At 69.6% G+C, this 17,310-nt stretch carries 15 protein-coding genes; 2 read left to right on the top strand and 13 right to left on the bottom strand.

Annotated elements, in window-relative coordinates; translation table 11 throughout:
* The first annotated feature begins 71 nt into the window (after positions 1 to 71).
* Both ASG52_RS04110 and ASG52_RS04105 read left to right on the top strand, forming a co-directional pair.
* The gene (locus ASG52_RS04110; protein WP_056239347.1) at positions 72 to 359 is read left to right on the top strand and encodes a BrnT family toxin; all 288 of its coding nucleotides are present in this window, start codon (positions 72 to 74) and stop codon (positions 357 to 359) included.
* A complete protein-coding gene (locus ASG52_RS04105; protein ID WP_200945563.1) occupies positions 334 to 648 on the top strand; it encodes a BrnA antitoxin family protein in 315 nt (104 codons plus the stop codon). The genes ASG52_RS04110 and ASG52_RS04105 overlap by 26 nt, the downstream gene beginning before the upstream one ends.
* A 156-nt stretch (positions 649 to 804) precedes the next feature.
* On the opposite strand, the gene dnaE is transcribed toward ASG52_RS04105, so the two are convergent.
* The 13 genes from dnaE to ASG52_RS04040 all read right to left on the bottom strand — a co-directional run bounded on the left by dnaE (position 805) and on the right by ASG52_RS04040 (position 17,307).
* Positions 805 to 4,326 (bottom strand): DNA polymerase III subunit alpha, encoded by a 3,522-nt coding sequence (gene dnaE / locus ASG52_RS04100; protein WP_056239537.1) that lies wholly within the window; start codon positions 4,324 to 4,326, stop codon positions 805 to 807.
* A 529-nt stretch (positions 4,327 to 4,855) separates the two neighbouring features.
* Positions 4,856 to 5,572 (bottom strand): sulfotransferase family 2 domain-containing protein, encoded by a 717-nt coding sequence (locus ASG52_RS04095; protein WP_056239340.1) that lies wholly within the window; start codon positions 5,570 to 5,572, stop codon positions 4,856 to 4,858.
* A gap of 162 nt (positions 5,573 to 5,734) precedes the next feature.
* Positions 5,735 to 6,574, bottom strand: coding sequence for a glycosyltransferase family 2 protein (locus ASG52_RS04090; protein ID WP_056239338.1), 840 nt, complete (start codon positions 6,572 to 6,574; stop codon positions 5,735 to 5,737).
* Between the two features lie 64 nt (positions 6,575 to 6,638).
* Positions 6,639 to 7,511 (bottom strand): sulfotransferase family protein, encoded by an 873-nt coding sequence (locus tag ASG52_RS04085; RefSeq protein WP_056239335.1) that lies wholly within the window; start codon positions 7,509 to 7,511, stop codon positions 6,639 to 6,641.
* 26 nt (positions 7,512 to 7,537) lie between these two features.
* Complete coding sequence (locus tag ASG52_RS04080; protein WP_056239332.1) at positions 7,538 to 8,248, bottom strand: ABC transporter ATP-binding protein; 711 nt, start codon at positions 8,246 to 8,248, stop codon at positions 7,538 to 7,540.
* 22 nt (positions 8,249 to 8,270) lie between these two features.
* Positions 8,271 to 9,578, bottom strand: coding sequence for a lipoprotein-releasing ABC transporter permease subunit (locus ASG52_RS04075; protein WP_056239330.1), 1,308 nt, complete (start codon positions 9,576 to 9,578; stop codon positions 8,271 to 8,273).
* An 11-nt stretch (positions 9,579 to 9,589) separates the two neighbouring features.
* Positions 9,590 to 10,915, bottom strand: a complete 1,326-nt coding sequence (gene proS, locus ASG52_RS04070) for a proline--tRNA ligase (protein WP_056239329.1) — start codon at positions 10,913 to 10,915, stop codon at positions 9,590 to 9,592.
* A gap of 588 nt (positions 10,916 to 11,503) precedes the next feature.
* Positions 11,504 to 12,793, bottom strand: coding sequence for a sugar MFS transporter (locus ASG52_RS04065; RefSeq protein WP_082552328.1), 1,290 nt, complete (start codon positions 12,791 to 12,793; stop codon positions 11,504 to 11,506).
* Between the two features lie 221 nt (positions 12,794 to 13,014).
* Complete coding sequence (locus tag ASG52_RS04060; protein WP_056239327.1) at positions 13,015 to 13,605, bottom strand: acyltransferase; 591 nt, start codon at positions 13,603 to 13,605, stop codon at positions 13,015 to 13,017.
* A 55-nt stretch (positions 13,606 to 13,660) separates the two neighbouring features.
* Positions 13,661 to 13,993 carry a DUF1467 family protein gene (locus tag ASG52_RS04055; protein WP_056239319.1) on the bottom strand — a complete coding sequence of 111 codons (333 nt, stop codon included), beginning with the start codon at positions 13,991 to 13,993 and terminating at the stop codon, positions 13,661 to 13,663.
* A 76-nt stretch (positions 13,994 to 14,069) separates the two neighbouring features.
* Positions 14,070 to 14,474 (bottom strand): methylmalonyl-CoA epimerase, encoded by a 405-nt coding sequence (gene mce, locus ASG52_RS04050; protein ID WP_056239317.1) that lies wholly within the window; start codon positions 14,472 to 14,474, stop codon positions 14,070 to 14,072.
* Positions 14,475 to 14,643: 169 nt separating this feature from the next.
* Positions 14,644 to 16,317, bottom strand: a complete 1,674-nt coding sequence (locus ASG52_RS04045; protein WP_056239315.1) for a ribonuclease J — start codon at positions 16,315 to 16,317, stop codon at positions 14,644 to 14,646.
* Positions 16,318 to 16,335: 18 nt separating this feature from the next.
* A complete protein-coding gene (locus tag ASG52_RS04040; protein WP_056239313.1) occupies positions 16,336 to 17,307 on the bottom strand; it encodes a biotin--[acetyl-CoA-carboxylase] ligase in 972 nt (323 codons plus the stop codon).
* Positions 17,308 to 17,310 lie beyond the last annotated feature (3 nt).

Below are 17,310 nucleotides of genomic sequence, written 5' to 3'. Positions count from 1 at the left end.
CCTCTCGGACGGAGCGGCGGGGGCGGGAAGACCTGTTTGGCCCGCCCGGTTTTCGTGCTACAAAAACCTCTATGGCGATCCCCTACGATGAGCCGAAGCGAGCGCTGAACCTCCGAGAGCACGGTTTCGATTTTGCCGACTTCGCGACGCACTTCGACGCCAGCAACGCCGTGTTCGCCGAGACCGCGCCCAGTCGCACCGGCCGGGAGCGGTTCTTGGTCGTCGGGCTGTGGAGCGATGGCCGGATCGTCACCGCGATTCTGTCGCCGCTCGGCACGGAAGCGTGGTCGCTCGTCAGCCTGCGCACCGCCAGCGAGAAGGAGAGGCGCACCTATGCCCAGCACAACCCGCCCGAGTGACCAGCCGCCGGGCGCGATGCCCGAGGACGTCGACGACGTGATGGCGCCCGAGATGACGGAGGAAGAGGCGGCGCGAGCCCGCCCGATCGCCGAGGCGCCCGCGAGCCTGTTCGCGGCCCTGCCGAAGAACAAGGGCGGACGCCCACGCTCGGCCGCGCCCAAGGAACACGTTTCGCTGCGGGTCGATGCCGATGTGTTGTCCGCCTACAAGGCGACCGGCGAGGGCTGGCAGAGCCGGATGAACGAGGCGTTGCGTCAAGGAATGAGCCGGATACGCCAGACGACGTGAGCCGACACCCCGCCAATAACCCGAGCGGCTTGAATCCCAGGTTTCGAAAGGACTACGTCCTTTCGTGGGTCCAGGGCGAAGCCCTGGTTTGGGAGGGAAACCGGGGCTCTGCCCCGGTGCCCCGCCAAAGGACTCGTCCTTTGGGAACCCCTGACTTCAGTTCATCTCGACTTGGACCACGCCGGGCACGGCCCGGAGCGCGCCGGCGACCTGAGGCGTCGCCTGATATCGGCCCGGCAGCTTGACCTCGACCTCGCGGTCGCCGCCGTCGAGGATGAGGATCAGCGAGACCTCGCCCTCGCCGCGCAGCGACAGCTGCTTGTGCACCGAGCCGATCGGGCGGTCGTCGCGCAGGTAGATGCGCATGCCCTTCTGGTGGCGGGCGGCGGCCTGATCCAGCGGCTCGGCGGTGGTGATGCGGGCGCGCACGTCCTCGCCTTCGAGGTTGGCCTGAAGCGTCAGCACCAGCGGGCGGCCCGGTTCGAGGATGTCGCGGTACTGGTTGAGCCCCTCGGAGAAGATGATCGCCTCGAAATGGCCGGTCTGGTCCGAGAGCGTGACGATGCCGAGCTTGTTGCCGCTTTTGGTGCGCCGCTCCGAGCGGTCGAGCACCGAGGCCGCCACCCGGCCGACCTGGGCCGAGCCCGCCCGCACCGCCCGGCCGAAATCCGCCCAGGACTGCACCCTGAGCTTCTCGAGGATCTGGCCGTACTCGTCGAGCGGATGGCCCGAGAGGAAGAAGCCGATGGCGTCGCACTCGCGCTTGAGCTTGTCGGTGAGCGTCCAGAACTCGTGCGGCGGGATGCGCAAGGCCACGTCCACCGAGGCGACGCCGCCGAACATGTCGACGATGCCCGAAGTCTCGGCCTCGGCCGCCCCTTGCGCCATCTTCATCATCGGCTCGACCGCGGCCCAGGCCCGGGCCCGGTCCGGCTCGATGCAGTCGAGCGCGCCCGCCGCGATCAGGTTCTCCAACGTGCGCTTGTTGACGTGGCGCGGGTTGAGGCGCCGGGCGAAGCAGGCGAGGTCCTTGAACGGTGTGTCGCCCCGCGCGGCGACGATCGACTCGACCGCCGCGCGGCCGACGCCCTTGATCGCGGCGAGCGCGTAGAGGATGCGCCCCTGCTTCACGTCGAACACGACGCCGGAGGTGTTCACGGAGGGCGGCTCGACCGTGATCTTGAGGCGCTGCGCGTCCTGGCGGAATTCGGCGAGCTTGTCGGTGTTGTCGAGGTCGAGCGTCATGGCCGCGGCCAGGAACTCGACCGGATGGTTCGCCTTCAGATAGGCGGTCTGGTAGGTCACCAGCGCGTAGGCCGCCGCGTGGGACTTGTTGAAGCCGTAATCGGCGAACTTCGCCAGCAGGTCGAAGATCTCGTCGGCCTTCGCCTGAGCGATGCCGCTGTCCTGGCAGCCCTTCACGAAGCGGTCGCGCTGGGCGTCCATCTCCGCCTTGATCTTCTTGCCCATGGCGCGCCGGAGCATGTCGGCCTCGCCGAGCGAGTAACCGGCGAGCACCTTGGCGACTTCCATCACCTGCTCTTGGTAGACGATGATGCCGAAGGTCTCCCGCAGGATCGGCTCCAGCATCGGGTGCGGGTACCAGCTCGCCTCGTTGCCCGCGTCGCGCCCGAGCTTGCGCTCGCAATAGACCGGGATGTTGGCCATCGGGCCCGGCCGGTAGAGCGCCACCAGGGCGATGATGTCCTCCAGCCGGTCGGCCTGCATCTCGCAGAGCGCCTTGCGCATGCCGGCGGATTCCACCTGGAACACGCCGACCGTCTCGCCCCGGCCCATGGGCTTGTAGGTTTCCGGATCGTCGAGGGGGATTTTTGCCAGATCGACCTCGATGCCGCGCTGCAGGAGCAGGTCGGTGCAGCACCGGAGCATCGTGAGCGTCTTGAGGCCGAGGAAGTCGAACTTCACGAGGCCGGCCTGCTCGACCCACTTCATGTTGAACTGGGTCACCCGCATCCCGGTCTTCGGGTCGCGGTAGAGCGGCACCAGCTCTTCCAGCGGCCGGTCGCCGATCACCACGCCGGCCGCGTGGGTCGAGGCGTGGCGGTGCAGGCCCTCCAGCTTCTTGGAGATTTCCATCAGCCGGGCGACGATGGGTTCTTCCTCGATCGCCTGCTGGAGCTTCGGCTCGCCTTCGATCGCCTGCACCAGCGTCACCGGGTTCGCCGGATTCTGCGGCACGAGCTTGGTCAGCTTGTCGACCTGCCCGTATGGCATCTCCAGGACGCGGCCGACGTCGCGCAGCACGCCGCGGGCGAGGAGCGTACCGAAGGTGATGATCTGCCCGACCTGCCGCTCGCCGTAGCGCTGCTGCACGTAGCGGATCACCCGCTCGCGGCCCTCGACGCAGAAGTCGATGTCGAAATCCGGCATCGAGACGCGCTCGGGGTTGAGGAAGCGCTCGAACAGCAGGCCGAAGCGCAGCGGGTCGAGATCGGTGATGAGGAGCGACCACGCCACCAGCGAGCCCGCGCCCGAGCCGCGGCCCGGCCCCACCGGGATGTCGTGGTCCTTGGCCCACTTAATGAAGTCCGAGACGATGAGGAAGTAGCCTGGGAACTTCATCTTGACGATGACGTCCAGCTCGAACTTCAGGCGCGCCCGGTAATCGTCTTGCGTGAAGCCGGGGGCGGTGCCGTGCTGCTTCAGGCGCAGTTCGAGCCCGGCTTCGGCCTGGCGGCACAGCTCGGTCGGCTCGTCGGCGGCGACCGCCTGGACCGGGGCGTCGGCGGCTTCCGCCAGCACCTCGGCCATGGGCGCCGCCTCGCCCGCGGCCACCGCACCGAAATTCGGCAGGATCGGCTTGCGGGTGCGCACCCGGACGGCGCAGCGCATGGCGATCTCGACCGTCGCAGATAGCGCGTCCGGCAGATCGCGAAACAGCTCCAGCATCTGCGCGCGGGTGGTGAAGGCGTGGCGCGGGGTCAGCCTCCGGCGGCGTTCGTCGGAGACGAGGCGGCCGTCGGCGATGGCGAGCAGCGCGTCGTGGGCGCCGTAATCGTCGGGCTTGGCGAAGAACGGCTCGTTCGTCGCCACCAGCCCGAGGCCGTGCTTGTCGGCGAGCCGCAGCAGCTCGCGCTCCACCGCCCGCTCGTCGTCGAGGCCGTGGCGCTGAACCTCGACATAGAGCCGCTCCTCGCCGAAGGCACCCTTCAGCACTTCGAGACGCCGCGCCGCCTGATCGACGCGCCCCGCCCGCAGGCAGGTGTCGAGCGGCCCCGTGAGGCCGCCGGTCAAGCCGATCAGGCCATCGACGTTGCCCTCCAGAGCGGAGACCGCGACGTTGGGGGCGGCGCCGAGCGGCCCGTCGAAATAGGCCCGGCTCGCCAGCCGCAGCAGGTTGCCGTAGCCGGTCTCGTCCTGGGCGAGCAGGACGATGTTGGCACAGGCCGCCTGCGGCATGCGCGCCATCGGATCGGGCGCCTCGAAGCAGACCGTGAGCTGCAAGCCCGCGATCGGCTGGATGCCGGTGCCCGCGGCTTTTTCCGAGAATTCGAGCGCGCCGAACAGGTTGTTGGTGTCGGTGAGCGCCAGCGCCGGCTGCCGGTCGTAGGATGCCGCCTTCACGATGTCGGCGACCTTCACGCCGCCTTCGAGCAGCGAGTAGGACGAGTGGACGTGGAGATGGACGAAGCCGACTTCTTTGAGGGTGCGCACCAGCGAACTCTTTGTGGACCGACTCGGCGGGAGCGGCCCGCCTCGAAGCCCATCAGGATCGGAGCCTCGGCTTAAAGAGTCGACCATGCCGGCTCCGCTTGCCCGCGATATCCACCGGCCGTCGCCCCGGAGCATCACTCCTGCGGCGAGGAAGCGCCAGCTTGCGTCCCGTACCACGGTTTCCTGTGCGCAACCCGCCGGGCGCGGGAACAAACCGCGCCCGGACGCGAACGGTTAGTGAATCGGCGCCAAGGCTACCGCCCACAGCGCGACCGCGCCGAAGAGCATGCCGAAGGCGGTGAACTCGACGAGGTTGGTGAGGAACCCGCGCTTGGCCATCTGGTCGCTCCCTGGTGATGGAGCGAGTTTTGTTCTTGTTTTGTTCTTTGTAAAGCCCGAAAATCCGCCGGACGGCGGTAGGGTGAACGGAAGGTTGATGAAGGCTGGCGGGCGTGGCCGGGCGGACACATCGGGAAGCCGCTCCGCGCCCTCTCCCGCACGCAGGGAGAGGGGATGCGCGGGGCGATCGCAATCAGTCTGACGCGGCCTCGTCGCAGCCGGAGCTTGCCGCCGCCGCCTCGGCCTTCGGCCCCACCGGAGACGGGAGCGGGTAGCCGAAGCGTTCGTAGTCCTCGCGGTACAGCGCGGCGATATGGCGGCGGGCGGCGTCGCCGACGGTGACGGCCTCGTCCGCGGCACCCATCCAGTCGAGGCGGACCGACAGCACGTTGACCGGCTCGACCGAGTCCGGCAGCACGGCCTCGGGGGCGGCCAGCCCCCGGAGGTATTCGATCACCGCACCGAGGCCGCTCTCCAGGCGGAAGACGTGCGCGCCCTCGGGCACCAGCCGGTGCATCGGCAGGAGGTGGTTGTCCAAGGCGAAGCGGCGCCCGATCGTCGCGCGGTCGAGGCCGAGCGCCCAGGCGTCGAAGCTCGTATCAGACGGGATCAATCCCTCGACCAGCTTCTGGAACTTGTAGGCCGAGACGAGGCGCGACACCGGATCGCGTACGACCGCGAACACGTCGTCGAAGAAGTCCGCGGGGAACAGCCGTCCCAGGCTCTCGACATCGAGGTGCTGTGGCGAGCTGCGGGTCCAGCGGTCGGGCGCGTCCACGTCGTAGAACTGCTCGTCGGCGAAGGCGAGCGGCCCGAACTGCGCCCGCAGATAGGCCTCCATCGCCGTCCCGGCCGCCTTCGGCACGTGGCAGTAATAGACGAGGCGGCCGTTGATGCGAACGATCGGCATGAACTCGGGAAGGCTTCGTCGAGGGGCGAGAGGGGTCGGCCCCAGGGCGGGCCGTCGCCCGGCGCGCCTCGTGCGGCGAGGGGGCGTAAGGCTTCGACTCTCACGGCATCGCGGCAGGTTGGCAACCCCGGACGGGACCGAATCCGGGGCGCCGGCTCAACCTCAGGCTCGGGCGTCGGAGAGCGCGGCCAGCGCCTGCTTGAGGCGCTCGTCGCGGATCAAGTGCCCGTCGCGCAGGCCCGCCTCGATCCGGGCCGCGTCGTAGAGCTCGCCCTCGTAGACCGCGTCGAGCCCGTCGCGCCGGAGCGTGTCGTAGAGAATGCGCCACGTGCTGCCGATCCCCGGATCGAGGTCCGTGTTGCGGGCGTAGGCGGCGCCGCCCTTGGCGATCTTGTTGACGAGTTGCGCGCGGGTCCGCACCGGGAAATGCAGGATCAGGATCGGCGCAGGCGCGACCGAGGGGGGCTGCCCCGGCCGGGTGGCAACGTGGTTGCCCTGCGCCACCTCGATGTCGGCGTGGCCGCGATGGGCCACCTTGCCGGGCAGCGGTCGGCCGAGCGGGTTGAGGCTGACGCGGCAGCGCACGTCCATCCGCTGCCAGAACGGGCCGGTCTCGGGCGTGCGGGCGACGAAGTTGGTGCGCTCGGCGGACGCCGCGAGGGTGTCGGGCGGAATCGTCGCGAGGGCGTCCCGCAGCGAGCCCTGGAGCGGCCACCAGAACTCGTCGGCATCGTTGTTGATCACCCACTCGGCGCCGAACTCCGTGAAGGCGCGGCGCGCCATCGCGGTGACCCAGCGGCCTTGCGCGTAATCGTCCTCCGGCTGGTGCCAGTAGGTGAGCACGCCCCTTCGCGCGAAGTCGTGGGCGATCTCGGCGGTGCCGTCGACGGAGGCGTTGTCCATCAGGATGACGTGATCGACGCCCCGGTCGAGATGGAACGCGATGTTCTCCCGCAGGATGTCCTCCTCGTCGCGCACCAGCAGGGTCATCACGATCGTCATCGCATCTCCGCCACGGCTCTTTCCGATCGAACTTATGGGGATGCCCCGTCCGCCGCGAACCGCGTCAGCCGACGGCGGTCTCGTAACCGAGATCGGCCAGGAGTGGCCCGGCGATCCGCTCGTAGGCCTTCACCTCGGCCGGCGTCATCTCGGTCCGCCAGCGGCCGATGCGGCTGGCGTCGGGCTCCCGGCCGGTCAGGGCGTGGATCGAGAGGAAGCGCTCGATCGTCACCTCCTGCGTCGGCGGGACGCCGAAGGGCTGGACGAACTCGGCCATGCGTTCGGGCGCGTGCCGGTGATAGTCCAGCATCACCGGATCGAACGGGAGATCGAGGCGGGCGCAGAGCGCGGTCAGCACGCCGGCCGGATCGGTGACGAGGTCCTCGTAGCGGATCTCGACCGCGTTCGCCCCCTCGCAGAAGCGCCGGGTCCGCTCGATCTCGCTCACCCAGAACCGGGCCTGCTCCTCGACGTCGTCGCCGCGCCCGAACCACAGCCCGCGATAGGACAGGGCCACGTCCCGGCCGTCGCGGACGATGTGGACGAAGAAGGCCTCCGGCAGCGCGGCGGCGATGACCGAGACGAGGCCGCGATAGGGCGGGGTCTTGTCGCCCCAGCGCGTCTTGCCGCGCTGGCTCGCGTAGAGGCGGTAGAACGCCCGCGCGACCGAGGCCGGATTGGGCGAGGCTTCCGCGGCGACGGCCTCGGCGAGCGCGTCCGCCGTCATGCCCATGTTGGGCCAGGTCTCGCTGCCGGTGATGCGCGCGAGCAGGTCTGCGGGCGAGGCGCCGGGTTCAGTGGAGAGCAGCGCGCCGAGGAAATGCGTCTCGGTCGGGATCGCGAGATCGGGATGGGCGTCCAGCATCAGCCGGAGCAGCGTCGTGCCCGAGCGCCCGACGCCGATGACGAACGGTGCGGGGGGCGTATGCGTGCTCAATCGACTCTCCCTCCGGCAAGCGCCCCTCACCCCACCTGCTCGATCATCCCGTCGCGGATGGTCACGCGCCGGTCCATGCGGGCGGCCAAGTCCATGTTGTGGGTGGCGATGAGCGCGGCGAGCCCCGAGGCGCGCACGAGCTGGAGCAGGATGCTGAACACCCGGCCCGAGGTCTGTGGGTCGAGGTTGCCGGTGGGCTCGTCGGCCAAGAGCAGGCGCGGGCCGTTGGCGACCGCGCGGGCGATGGCGACGCGCTGCTGCTCGCCGCCGGACAGCTCCGCCGGGCGGTGCGGCAGGCGCTCCTTGAGGCCGAGGAAGCCCAGGAGTTCGGCCGCGCGGGCCTCGGCCTCCTTGCGGCCGAGTCCGCGGATGAGCTGGGGCAGCACCACGTTCTCCAGCGCCGAGAATTCCGGCAGCAGGTGGTGGAACTGGTAGACGAAGCCCATCTCCTCGCGCCGCAGCCGGGTGCGCTCGCCGTCGGACATCGAAGCCGTCGGCTGGCCGCCGATATAGACCTCGCCGCCGTCCGGCCGCTCCAGCAGGCCGGCAAGGTGGAGCAGCGTCGACTTGCCCGCACCCGAGGGCGCCACCAGCGCGACGAGTTCGCCCGGCCAGATGGCCAGATCGGTGCCGCGCAGGATCTCCAGCGCCCCGTCCCGTTGCGGGTAGCGGCGCTCGACGCCCGAGAAGAACAGGGCCGGCACCGGCTGCGCGGCGCCGGCTTGCGTCTGTGCCATGGGGTGTCCGTTACGGGTTTCGTCAGCCGTAGCGCAGGGCCTGCACCGGATCGAGCCGGGCGGCGCGCCAGGAGGGATAGAGGGTCGCGGCGAGCGACAGGAGAATCGAGGTGACGACGATGATCGTGACCTCGGTGGTGTTCATCTCGGCCGGGATCTCGGCGAGGAAGCGCACGGTCGGGTCCCAGGCGCCGGGAAACAGCGTGCGCTGGATCGGTTTGATGTTGAGGGTGAACAAGACCCCGCCGACCAGCCCGATCACCGTGCCGACGAGGCCGATCAGCGCGCCGTTGATGAGGAACACCCGCATGATCGTGCCGGGCGTCGCCCCCATCGTGCGCAGGATGGCGATGTCGGAGGACTTGTCGCGCACGAGCAGGATCAGGCCGGAGATGATGTTGAGCGTCGCCACGATGACGATGAGGTTGAGGATGAGGAACATCACGTTCCGCTCCACCTCCAGCGCGCCGAAGAAGGTGCGGTTGGTCTGGCGCCAGTCGGTCAGCAGGACCGGCCGCTCGGCGGCGAGTTCCAGCGGCTCGCGCATCTCGCCCACCGCGTCGGCGTCGTCGAGATAGATCTCGATCAGGCTGACGTCGCCGTCGCGGTTGAAGAAGGCCTGGGCCTCGGTGAGCGGCATGAAGGCCATGGTGGTGTCGAAATCGGTGACGCCGATCTCGAAGATCGCCTTCACGGTGTAGCTCTTGGAGCGCGGCGCGGTGCCGAACGGCGTGCTCGCGCCCTTCGGCGTCTGGAGCGTGACTTGATCGCCGGCCTGGAGCCCGAGGGAATCGGCGAGCCGCCGACCCAGCGCCAGCCCGGTGCCGTCGTCGAAGCCCTCCAGCGTGCCGCTCTTGATGGCCGAGGAGACGGCGGGAATCTTGGCGAGATCGGACTCGCGCACGCCGCGCACCAGCACGCCGGAGCCGCCATAGGGCGAGGAGGCGAAGGCCTGCCCCTGCACCATCGGCACCACGGCGCGCACGCCCGCGACCTTCTCCAAGCGCTCGGAGAGATCGACGTAGTCGGTGAACAGCTTGTCGATCGGCGCGGCGAAGACGTGGCCGTTGAGGCCGATGATCTTCGAGCGCAACTCGGTGCGGAAGCCGTTCATCACCGAGAGCACGATGATGAGGGTGGCGACCCCCACCGCGATGCCGAGCACCGAGAACAGGGCCACCACCGAGACGCCGCCGCCGCGACGCCGGGCGCGGAGATAGCGGCCGGCGATGATCCACTCGAAGCCCGCGAAGGGCCGCGTCGAGGCGCTTGCCCGCGCCTTGCGCAATCGGGCGAGCGCGCCCTTCCAGTCGCCGAGCGCGAGCGCCATCCGCGTCCGCCTCAGATGCGCCGCAGCCGGGCCGGCAGATCGACCGGGTCGAGCGTCTCGCGCTCGCCGGTGGCGCGGCGCTTCAGCTCGATCTTGCCGTCCGCCAGCCCCTTCGGGCCGACGATGACCTGCCAGGGCAGGCCGATCAGGTCGGCGGTGGCGAACTTGGCGCCGGGCCGGTCGTCGCGGTCGTCGTAGAGCACCGAGAGGCCCGCGGTCTCGAGCGCGGCCTGGATCTCGGCGCAGGCGGTGTCGCAGGCGTTGTCGCCGACCTTGAGGTTGATCAGCGCCACGTCGAACGGGGCGATGGCGTCCGGCCAGATGATGCCGGCTTCGTCGTGGCTCGCCTCGATGGTCGCGGCGACCAGCCGGCTCGGGCCGATGCCGTAGGAGCCCATGTGGACCGGCCGCTCCTGCCCGTCCGGGCCGGTGACGACGGCCTTCATCGGCGTCGAGTACTTGGTGCCGAAATAGAAGATGTGGCCGACCTCGATGCCGCGGGCGGAGAGGCGGTTGGCCTCCGGCACCTCGGCGAAGGCCGCCGTGTCGTGCATCTCGTCGGTCGCCGCGTAATGCGAGGTCCAGGCATCGACCACGCCCTGAAGGCCGGCCACGTCGTCGAAATCGACCGACGGCGGCGGCACCGGCATGTCGAGATAGGCGCGGTCGCAGAAGACTTCGCTCTCGCCGGTGTTGGCCAGGATGATGAATTCGTGGCTGAGGTCGCCGCCGATCGGGCCGGTGTCGGCGCGCATCGGGATCGCCCGCAGGCCCAGCGTCTCGAAGGTGCGCAGGTAGGAGACGAACACCTTGTTGTAGGAGTGGCGCGCCGCCGCCTGATCGAGATCGAACGAGTAGCCGTCCTTCATCAGGAACTCGCGCGAGCGCATGGTGCCGAAGCGCGGGCGCACCTCGTCGCGGAACTTCCACGAGATCTGGTAGAGATTTTTCGGCACGTCCTTGTACGACCGCGCGCTGGCGCGGAAAATCTCGGTGACGACCTCTTCCGCCGTGGGCCCGTAGAGCAGGTCGCGCTCGTGCCGGTCCTTCAGGCGCAGCATCTCCTTGCCGTAGGCCTCGTAGCGGCCGGACTCGCGCCACAGGTCGGCGGCCTGGATCGTCGGCATCAGGATCTCGACGGCGCCCGCGCGATCCTGCTCGGTGCGGATCACCTTGCAGACCTTGTCGAGCACGCGCAGGCCCAGCGGCAGCCACGCGTAGATGCCCGCGGCCTCCTGGCGGATCATGCCGGCGCGCAGCATCAGCCGGTGCGAGACGATCTCGGCTTCCTTCGGCGTCTCGCGCAGGATCGGCAGGAAGTAGCGGGAGAGACGCATCTTTCGACCTTGAAACGACTGGCGTGCCCGGCGGCAGGAGACGGGCCGGCGCGCGAGGCACACAACACATTGCGTCCCTAAAACACAAGCGGCAGCTTCGCTGCCTTTCTTTGTGGGGCCTCAGGCGCCGGCGGCCGCGTCCGCGGCCTTAGGCTATCGCTCCGCTCGACGCCTCGGCTGACGCCGAGGCCGCTCAAGCGCGGCGCTCTTCGCGCCGGGCATACAGGCCGTGCCTCCTGCCAGCGCGCACACTCCTACCCCCCACATCAGGATGAGGGGATTGGGTGGGAGGAGCCCCCATGAAATCACTTTCGCGTCGGCGCCCGGAGGGCAGTTTGCCGCAAGGTCGGCAAAAAAGCGCTGCGAACCGTCTCCCGCCTGATGACAAAGGGAAATCTTCTTCCTATAAGCACCCCGCGATGGTCGCCGCCCAACGAGGTGGCGCACGGTCCGAGTCTCGGGAGGAACAAGCAGCCGCCGCGCCGTAAGCAATGCGCGAGATAAAGCTAGGCTGCAAAACACTCGATTGTTTCAAAGCAAGGCCTCGTGCCTTGCTTTTTGTTTTTCGGGCCCTGCCGTAAGATTTCGTTAGTCGGCCGAGCGGCCCAGGGCGTCGCGGGCGTGGGCCAGGGCGAAGCCGGCGATGCAGAGATAGCAGAGGACCGGGGCGGCCAGCGCCGTCGCGAGGCCGAAGCCGTCGGCCAGCGCCCCGGTCGCCACCGGCACGATCGCGCCGCCGACGATCGCCACGCAGACGATGCCGGCCCCCTGCGCCGTGCGCTCGCCCAGGCCCTCGATCGCCAGCGCGAAGATCGTCGGGAACTGGATCGCGTTGGCGAGCCCCACCGCGATCAGCGCCCAGCCCGCCAGCGTGCCCGTGCTGGAGGCCGCGAGCACCGTGAGCCCGGCCGCCGTGAGCGCGACCGCGCCGAGCGCCGCCCCCGGCCGGACCACCCGCAGCACGAACGAGCCGACGATCCGCCCAGCCAGCGCCCCGCCCCAGTAGAAGCTCAGCAGATGGCCGGCGGTCTCAGGCGTCGCGCCGAGCACCCGCGGCTGCTCCAGCCAACTCACCATCAGCGTGCCGATGGCGACCTCGGCGCCGACATAGAGGAAGATCGCCGCCGCCCCGAGCGCGAGGCGGGGCTGCCTCAACAGATCGAGCCCGAGCCCGGACGGGCCGGCGGTCTCGGCCGCGCGCTCCTCCCGCACCCGGCGGCGCAGGAACCAGAACAGGATCGCCAGCGCACAGAGCCCCGCAGCGATGACGAGGAAGGGCGTGCGGACGACATCGGCTTCGGCCTGCCGCGCGGCGGCGAGCGCGGCCGGATCGGTGCCCGCGGGGGTGACGGTGTGGGCCAGGATCGTCCAGGCGCCGATGACCGGGCCGACGGTGGTGCCGAGCGCGTTGAAGGTCTGGGCCAGCGTCAGCCGGCTCGACGCCTGCGCCGGATCGCCGAGGCGCGCCACCAGGGGGTTGGCCGCCACCTGCAGCACGGCGATGCCCGACGCCATCACGAACAGGGCGAGCAGGAACATCGGAAACAGCCCGATCCGGGCGGCCGGCGCGAACAGCAGGCAGCCCGCCGCCATCACCACGAGGCCGACGACGAGGCCGCGCATGGCGCCGATGCGCGTCACCATCGCGCCCGCGGGCAGCGAGATCAGGGCGTAGGCGGCGAAGAAGCAGAACTGGGTGAGCGTCGCCTCGGTGTAGCTCAGGTCGAACAGGCTCTTGAGCTTCGGCGTGACGATGTCGACGAGGACGGTGGCGAGCCCCCAGGCGAAGAACAGCGCCAGCATGAACGGCAGGAGCCACGTGTTGCCGCCGCCCTCGCCGTCGGCGGGCGGGCGCGGCCCCGGCATCGTCGCGGCCATGGCGTCTCTCCCTTGCGGGCCGCCTCTGCGGCGGGCGGCCTTCCCTCAAGGTGTCGAAGCCGGAGCCGTGCCTGTCAATTGACGATTGCGTCGGTGCTCTAGGCTGTTGTGCCGCATCGACTTTTTCCGAAAGCCGGTTCCCACCTTTCGGGCCGATGCTCTAGGTTGTTCTGCCGCATCGGCTTTTTCCGAAAGCCGGTTCCCACCTTTCGGGCCGATGCTCAGCGCGACCAGAGGATGCCGCGCCGGGCGACACGCGCGGGCGTGCCGACGAGGACGCAGTCCGGCTCGTCGAAGCCGTGCATCACGGTCGAGCGGAAGCCGACGACGCAGCCGTTGGGCACGCGCGCGCCCTTCATCAGCGCGGCCTCCGCCGCGATCCAGACCCGGTCTCCGACGATCACCGGCTCGGGCGGATTGAGGCGCAGACCGGTCGCGCGCTCCACGATGGCGTGCAGGTCGCCGCTGCGCAGGCGCACGCCGCTGGCGATCAGGCAATCGGCTCCGATCCGCACATCGGCCCCGCCCGCGACGATGCGGGTGGTCTTGGCGTCGGTGCGGTCGCCGATGCGGACGGTGATGCCCTCGCCACGCAGGCCGATCCGACCGGAAAAGCGCACGTCGTCGCCGATCTCGATGCGGTTGCCCTCGCCCCGCACCGCGATCACCAGCCCGCGGGTGCGAAAGCCCCGCCCGATCCGTACGAGGTTTCCGCGGGCGCCGTCGTGGAAGAAGGTGGTCAGCCGGGTCAGGCCGGCACCGAGGCCGCGCCCCTCGAAGCGGTTGTCACGGTCGAGCCAAGCGGGCCGCATCCGCCGCGGCGTTTTTCGGAGTGCGGGGGACTGGGCGGGGCTCATGCGGCTGAAGTTAAAGCCGCGCCAGCGGAAAGATCAGGATCGCGGCCATGAAGGCGGCGCCGGCCAAGAGCGTCGTCAGCAGCGCCTTTTCGCGCAGGCGCGGGGCCGCCGGCGCGCCGGGGTCCTGGCCCGGCACCAGCCGCTGCGGATCGGCCTCCGCCGCGTTGCCGAGCGGCAGGATCGCGAAGAGGAAGGTCCACCACAGCACGAAGTAGAGGGCGAGCGCGCCGAAGATCGTCAGCGCGAACCCTTTGACGGCCACCGCCACCAGCACGGCGACGAGCGCGGCCACCGTGAGGAGGGTCAGCGGCGTCGAGGCGGCGAGGGTGCGAAGCGGGGTCATCGAACTCGAACTTTCAGGCGCCGCGAGCGCCGTGCGACTTCCCTCCCCCGCGGAGGGGGGAGGGTTTCCGAAGCGGTCAGACCTGCTCCAGCTCCACCAGCGTCCCCAAGAAGTCCTTGGGATGCAAAAAAATCACCGGCTTGCCGTGCGCGCCGATCTTCGGCTCGCCGGTGCCCAGCACCCGCGCCCCGGCCGCCTTCATCTGGTCGCGGGCGGCGAGGATGTCGTCCACCTCGTAGCAGACGTGGTGGATGCCGCCGGACGGGTTCTTGTCGACGAAGCCCTGGATGGTCGAGTTCTCGCCGAGCGGCGACATCAGCTCGACCTTGCTGTTGGGCAGTTCCACGAAGACGACGGTGACGCCGTGCTCCGGCTGCGGCAACGGCTCCGTCACCTTGGCGCCGAGCGTGTCGCGGTAGACCGCGGTCGCCGCGTCGAGATCCTTCACCGCGATGGCGACGTGATTGAGCCGTCCGATCATCTTTTTGCTCCTCCCTGCCCGAACCAATCTCGTCATTGCGAGGCGGAGCCGAAGCAATCCAGAGCGCGACTCATAAGAAGAGGTCGCGCCGCTGGATTGCTTCGCTCACGCTCGCAATGACGATGCGGCGCCATCTAGAGCGCCGCACGAGACTGTCACACTTCGACTGTCAAACCTCGACCACCTGCACGTGGCAGGCGGGCTTCTTGCCCCAGGCCTCGTTGACGGCGGAGCGGATGGCGCGGTCCACCGCGTTCTCGACCGCTTCCGAGTCCTTCATCTTGCCGCGCGGCAGGTTGCCGAGGGTACGGTTGACGGTGTCCACCACGGTGTCGAGCAGGGGCTCGTTGCCGCGGCCGCGGTTGGGCAGGCCCATGATGTCCACCGCCGGCTCGCCGACCACCATGCCGCGGTCGTCGATGGCGATGGCGACCGAGACGATGCCGGTCTGGGACAGCTTGCGCCGCTCGGGGATCGCCCGGTCCTTGTGGTCGATCAGGACGTTGCCGTCCTTGTAGAGGCGTCCGGCGCGGACGTGCTCGACCACCTCGGGCTTGCCCGGAGCGAGCCGCACGACGGCGCCGTTGCGGGCCTTCACCACCGTCTCGACGCCTTGGCTGCGTGCGAAGCGGGCGTGCTCGTCGAGGTGCAAAGCCTCGCCGTGGACCGGGACGACGGCCTTGGGCCGGGTCCAGCTGTACATCGCCACCATCTCCTCGCGCCGGGGATGGCCCGAGACGTGGACGAGTTCGGTGCGGTCGGTGATGACCTCGACGCCGGACTCGATCAGGTCGTTGATGATGGCGCCGACATCGCGCTCGTTGCCCGGAATCGCGCGCGACGAGAAGATGACACGGTCGCCCGCGGTCAGCGAGATCGCCGGATGGTCGTCGCGCGAGACCCGCGACATCGCCGCCCGCGGCTCACCCTGCGAGCCGGTGAGCAGGCAGACCAGCTTGTCGCGCGGGATGTGGCCATAGGATTCGGCGCCGCGGAACTCCGGCAGGCCGTCGAGGTAGCCGCATTCGCGGGCGACATCGATGACCCGGTCCATGGCGCGGCCGACCGCGATCACCTCGCGACCGCAGGCCTGGGCGGCCTCGGCGACCGCGCGGATGCGGGCCACGTTCGAGGCGAAGGTCGTCACCGCCACGCGATGGGGCGATTCCTGGATGATGCGCCGGAGCGTGGCCGACACCTCGGACTCGCTCGGCGAGCGGCCCTCGCGCAGGACGTTGGTGGAATCGCAGATCAGCGCCAGGATGCCCTCGTCGCCGAGCGCCTTGAAGGCCTCCGGCGAGGTGGTGTCGCCGGCCACCGGTGTGTCGTCGAGCTTCCAGTCGCCGGTATGGACCACGAGACCGAACTCGGTGCGGATCGCCACCGCGTTCGATTCCGGGATCGAGTGGGCCACCGGCACGAACTCGATGTCGAACGGGCCGACGACGACGCGCTTGCCCGGCTTGATCTCGCGCAGATCGACCTTGGGCGCGCCGGGCTCGGAGAGGCGGCGGGTTTCCAGGAGCTGCTTGGCGAAACGCGTGGCGTAGACCGGCACCTTCAGGCGCGGCCACAGCTCGGAGATCGCGCCGATATGGTCCTCGTGCGCGTGGGTGATGAAGATGCCGAGGAGATCCTTCTTGCGCTCCTCGATGAAGGTGAGATCGGGGAACATCAGGTCGACGCCCGGTAGCCCCTCCTCACCGGCGAAGCCCATGCCGCAATCGACCATGATCCATTTGCGCGCCCGCTCGGGTCCGATCCCGTAGAGGCCCGCGTTCATGCCGATCTCGCCCACGCCGCCGAGCGGCACGAAGACGAGCTCGTCCTGCCGTGTCGTCATCTTGTCGTCTATCCAGTCTCAGGCCGCCGTCGCGGCACGTCCGAAATGCACCTCGCCCGCCGTCACGGTTCGTCGTGTTCCGTCCGGGGCGAGGATCACGAGCCGCCCCCCCTCGTCGATCGTGTCAAACGTGCCCGACAGCACCGTCTCGGCGGTTCGCACCGACACGGGGGCCCCGACCCCCGCCGCGCGCTCCAGCCAGAGCTGCCGGATGTTTTGGAATCCGCGCCCCTTGTTCCAGATCCGGGCCGCTTCGACAAATCGTTCCGTCAAGGATTCGAACAGAATGGGCGCATCGACCGCATGCGCGGGGCGAAGGGCCGCGGCTGGGTAGGGCAAATCGTCGGGCGCGGCGGCGACGTTGACGCCGAAGCCGATGACGACCGCGCGCCGCCCACCGGGGAGTTGCTCGGCTTCCAGCAGGATGCCGGCGAGTTTTTGGCCGTCCATCAGGATGTCGTTTGGCCATTTCAGGCGGAAGGCAGCCGCAGCATCCCCTCTCCCCGCACGCGGGGAGAGGGCTCTGCCGACCTCGTCGTCGGCAGAGCGAGCCGGCAGGCGATGGTGAGGGGGGGTCGAAGGCGGAGGCTCACCCGGAAAAGCCCCCTCACCGTCGCTACCGCTCGCCGCGCCGACGACGGGGTCGTCGCGGCCCTCTCCCCGCGTGCGGGGAGAGGGGTTGCCTCGGCACACATTCCGAATCGCATCGACCAGAGCCACGCCAGCCACGAACCCCAGGGTCGCGACCATCTCCGGCGCCACGCCGGCCACCGGCCAGAGCAGACTCGCGAACAGATTGCCCTCGGGCGATTGCCAGACGTTGCCGCGCCGACCCCGGCCCGCCTCCTGGACGCGGGTCGCGATCCAGAGCGGGCCGGTCTCGCCGTCGCGGGCGCGGGCCAGGGCCTCGGTGTTGGTCGAGCCGAGGCGGTCGTGGCTGTGCAGGCGGTGGCCGTCCGCGCGGGCCGCCGGGCTGAGCCGGAAGGTCATGCG

The sequence above is a fragment of the Methylobacterium sp. Leaf456 genome, assembly GCF_001425465.1.
In the GTDB taxonomy this organism is placed as follows: Bacteria; Pseudomonadota; Alphaproteobacteria; order Rhizobiales; family Beijerinckiaceae; genus Methylobacterium.
Note: the sequence above shows the minus strand (reverse complement) of the source record. Positions and strands in the feature narration are given on the sequence as shown.

Coding starts and splice junctions, on each gene's coding strand:
- ASG52_RS04095 (WP_056239340.1), bottom strand. CDS start 5,572: ATGCCGATCGTTCGCATCAACGGCCGCCTCGTCTATTACTGCCACGTG.
- ASG52_RS04065 (WP_082552328.1), bottom strand. CDS start 12,793: ATGGCCGCGACGATGCCGGGGCCGCGCCCGCCCGCCGACGGCGAGGGC.
- ASG52_RS04090 (WP_056239338.1), bottom strand. CDS start 6,574: ATGACGATCGTGATGACCCTGCTGGTGCGCGACGAGGAGGACATCCTG.
- ASG52_RS04055 (WP_056239319.1), bottom strand. CDS start 13,993: ATGACCCCGCTTCGCACCCTCGCCGCCTCGACGCCGCTGACCCTCCTC.
- ASG52_RS04040 (WP_056239313.1), bottom strand. CDS start 17,307: ATGACCTTCCGGCTCAGCCCGGCGGCCCGCGCGGACGGCCACCGCCTG.
- proS (WP_056239329.1), bottom strand. CDS start 10,915: ATGCGTCTCTCCCGCTACTTCCTGCCGATCCTGCGCGAGACGCCGAAG.
- ASG52_RS04075 (WP_056239330.1), bottom strand. CDS start 9,578: ATGGCGCTCGCGCTCGGCGACTGGAAGGGCGCGCTCGCCCGATTGCGC.
- ASG52_RS04110 (WP_056239347.1), top strand. CDS start 72: ATGGCGATCCCCTACGATGAGCCGAAGCGAGCGCTGAACCTCCGAGAG.
- ASG52_RS04105 (WP_200945563.1), top strand. CDS start 334: ATGCCCAGCACAACCCGCCCGAGTGACCAGCCGCCGGGCGCGATGCCC.
- ASG52_RS04060 (WP_056239327.1), bottom strand. CDS start 13,605: ATGCGGCCCGCTTGGCTCGACCGTGACAACCGCTTCGAGGGGCGCGGC.
- ASG52_RS04080 (WP_056239332.1), bottom strand. CDS start 8,248: ATGGCACAGACGCAAGCCGGCGCCGCGCAGCCGGTGCCGGCCCTGTTC.
- ASG52_RS04045 (WP_056239315.1), bottom strand. CDS start 16,317: ATGACGACACGGCAGGACGAGCTCGTCTTCGTGCCGCTCGGCGGCGTG.
- mce (WP_056239317.1), bottom strand. CDS start 14,474: ATGATCGGACGGCTCAATCACGTCGCCATCGCGGTGAAGGATCTCGAC.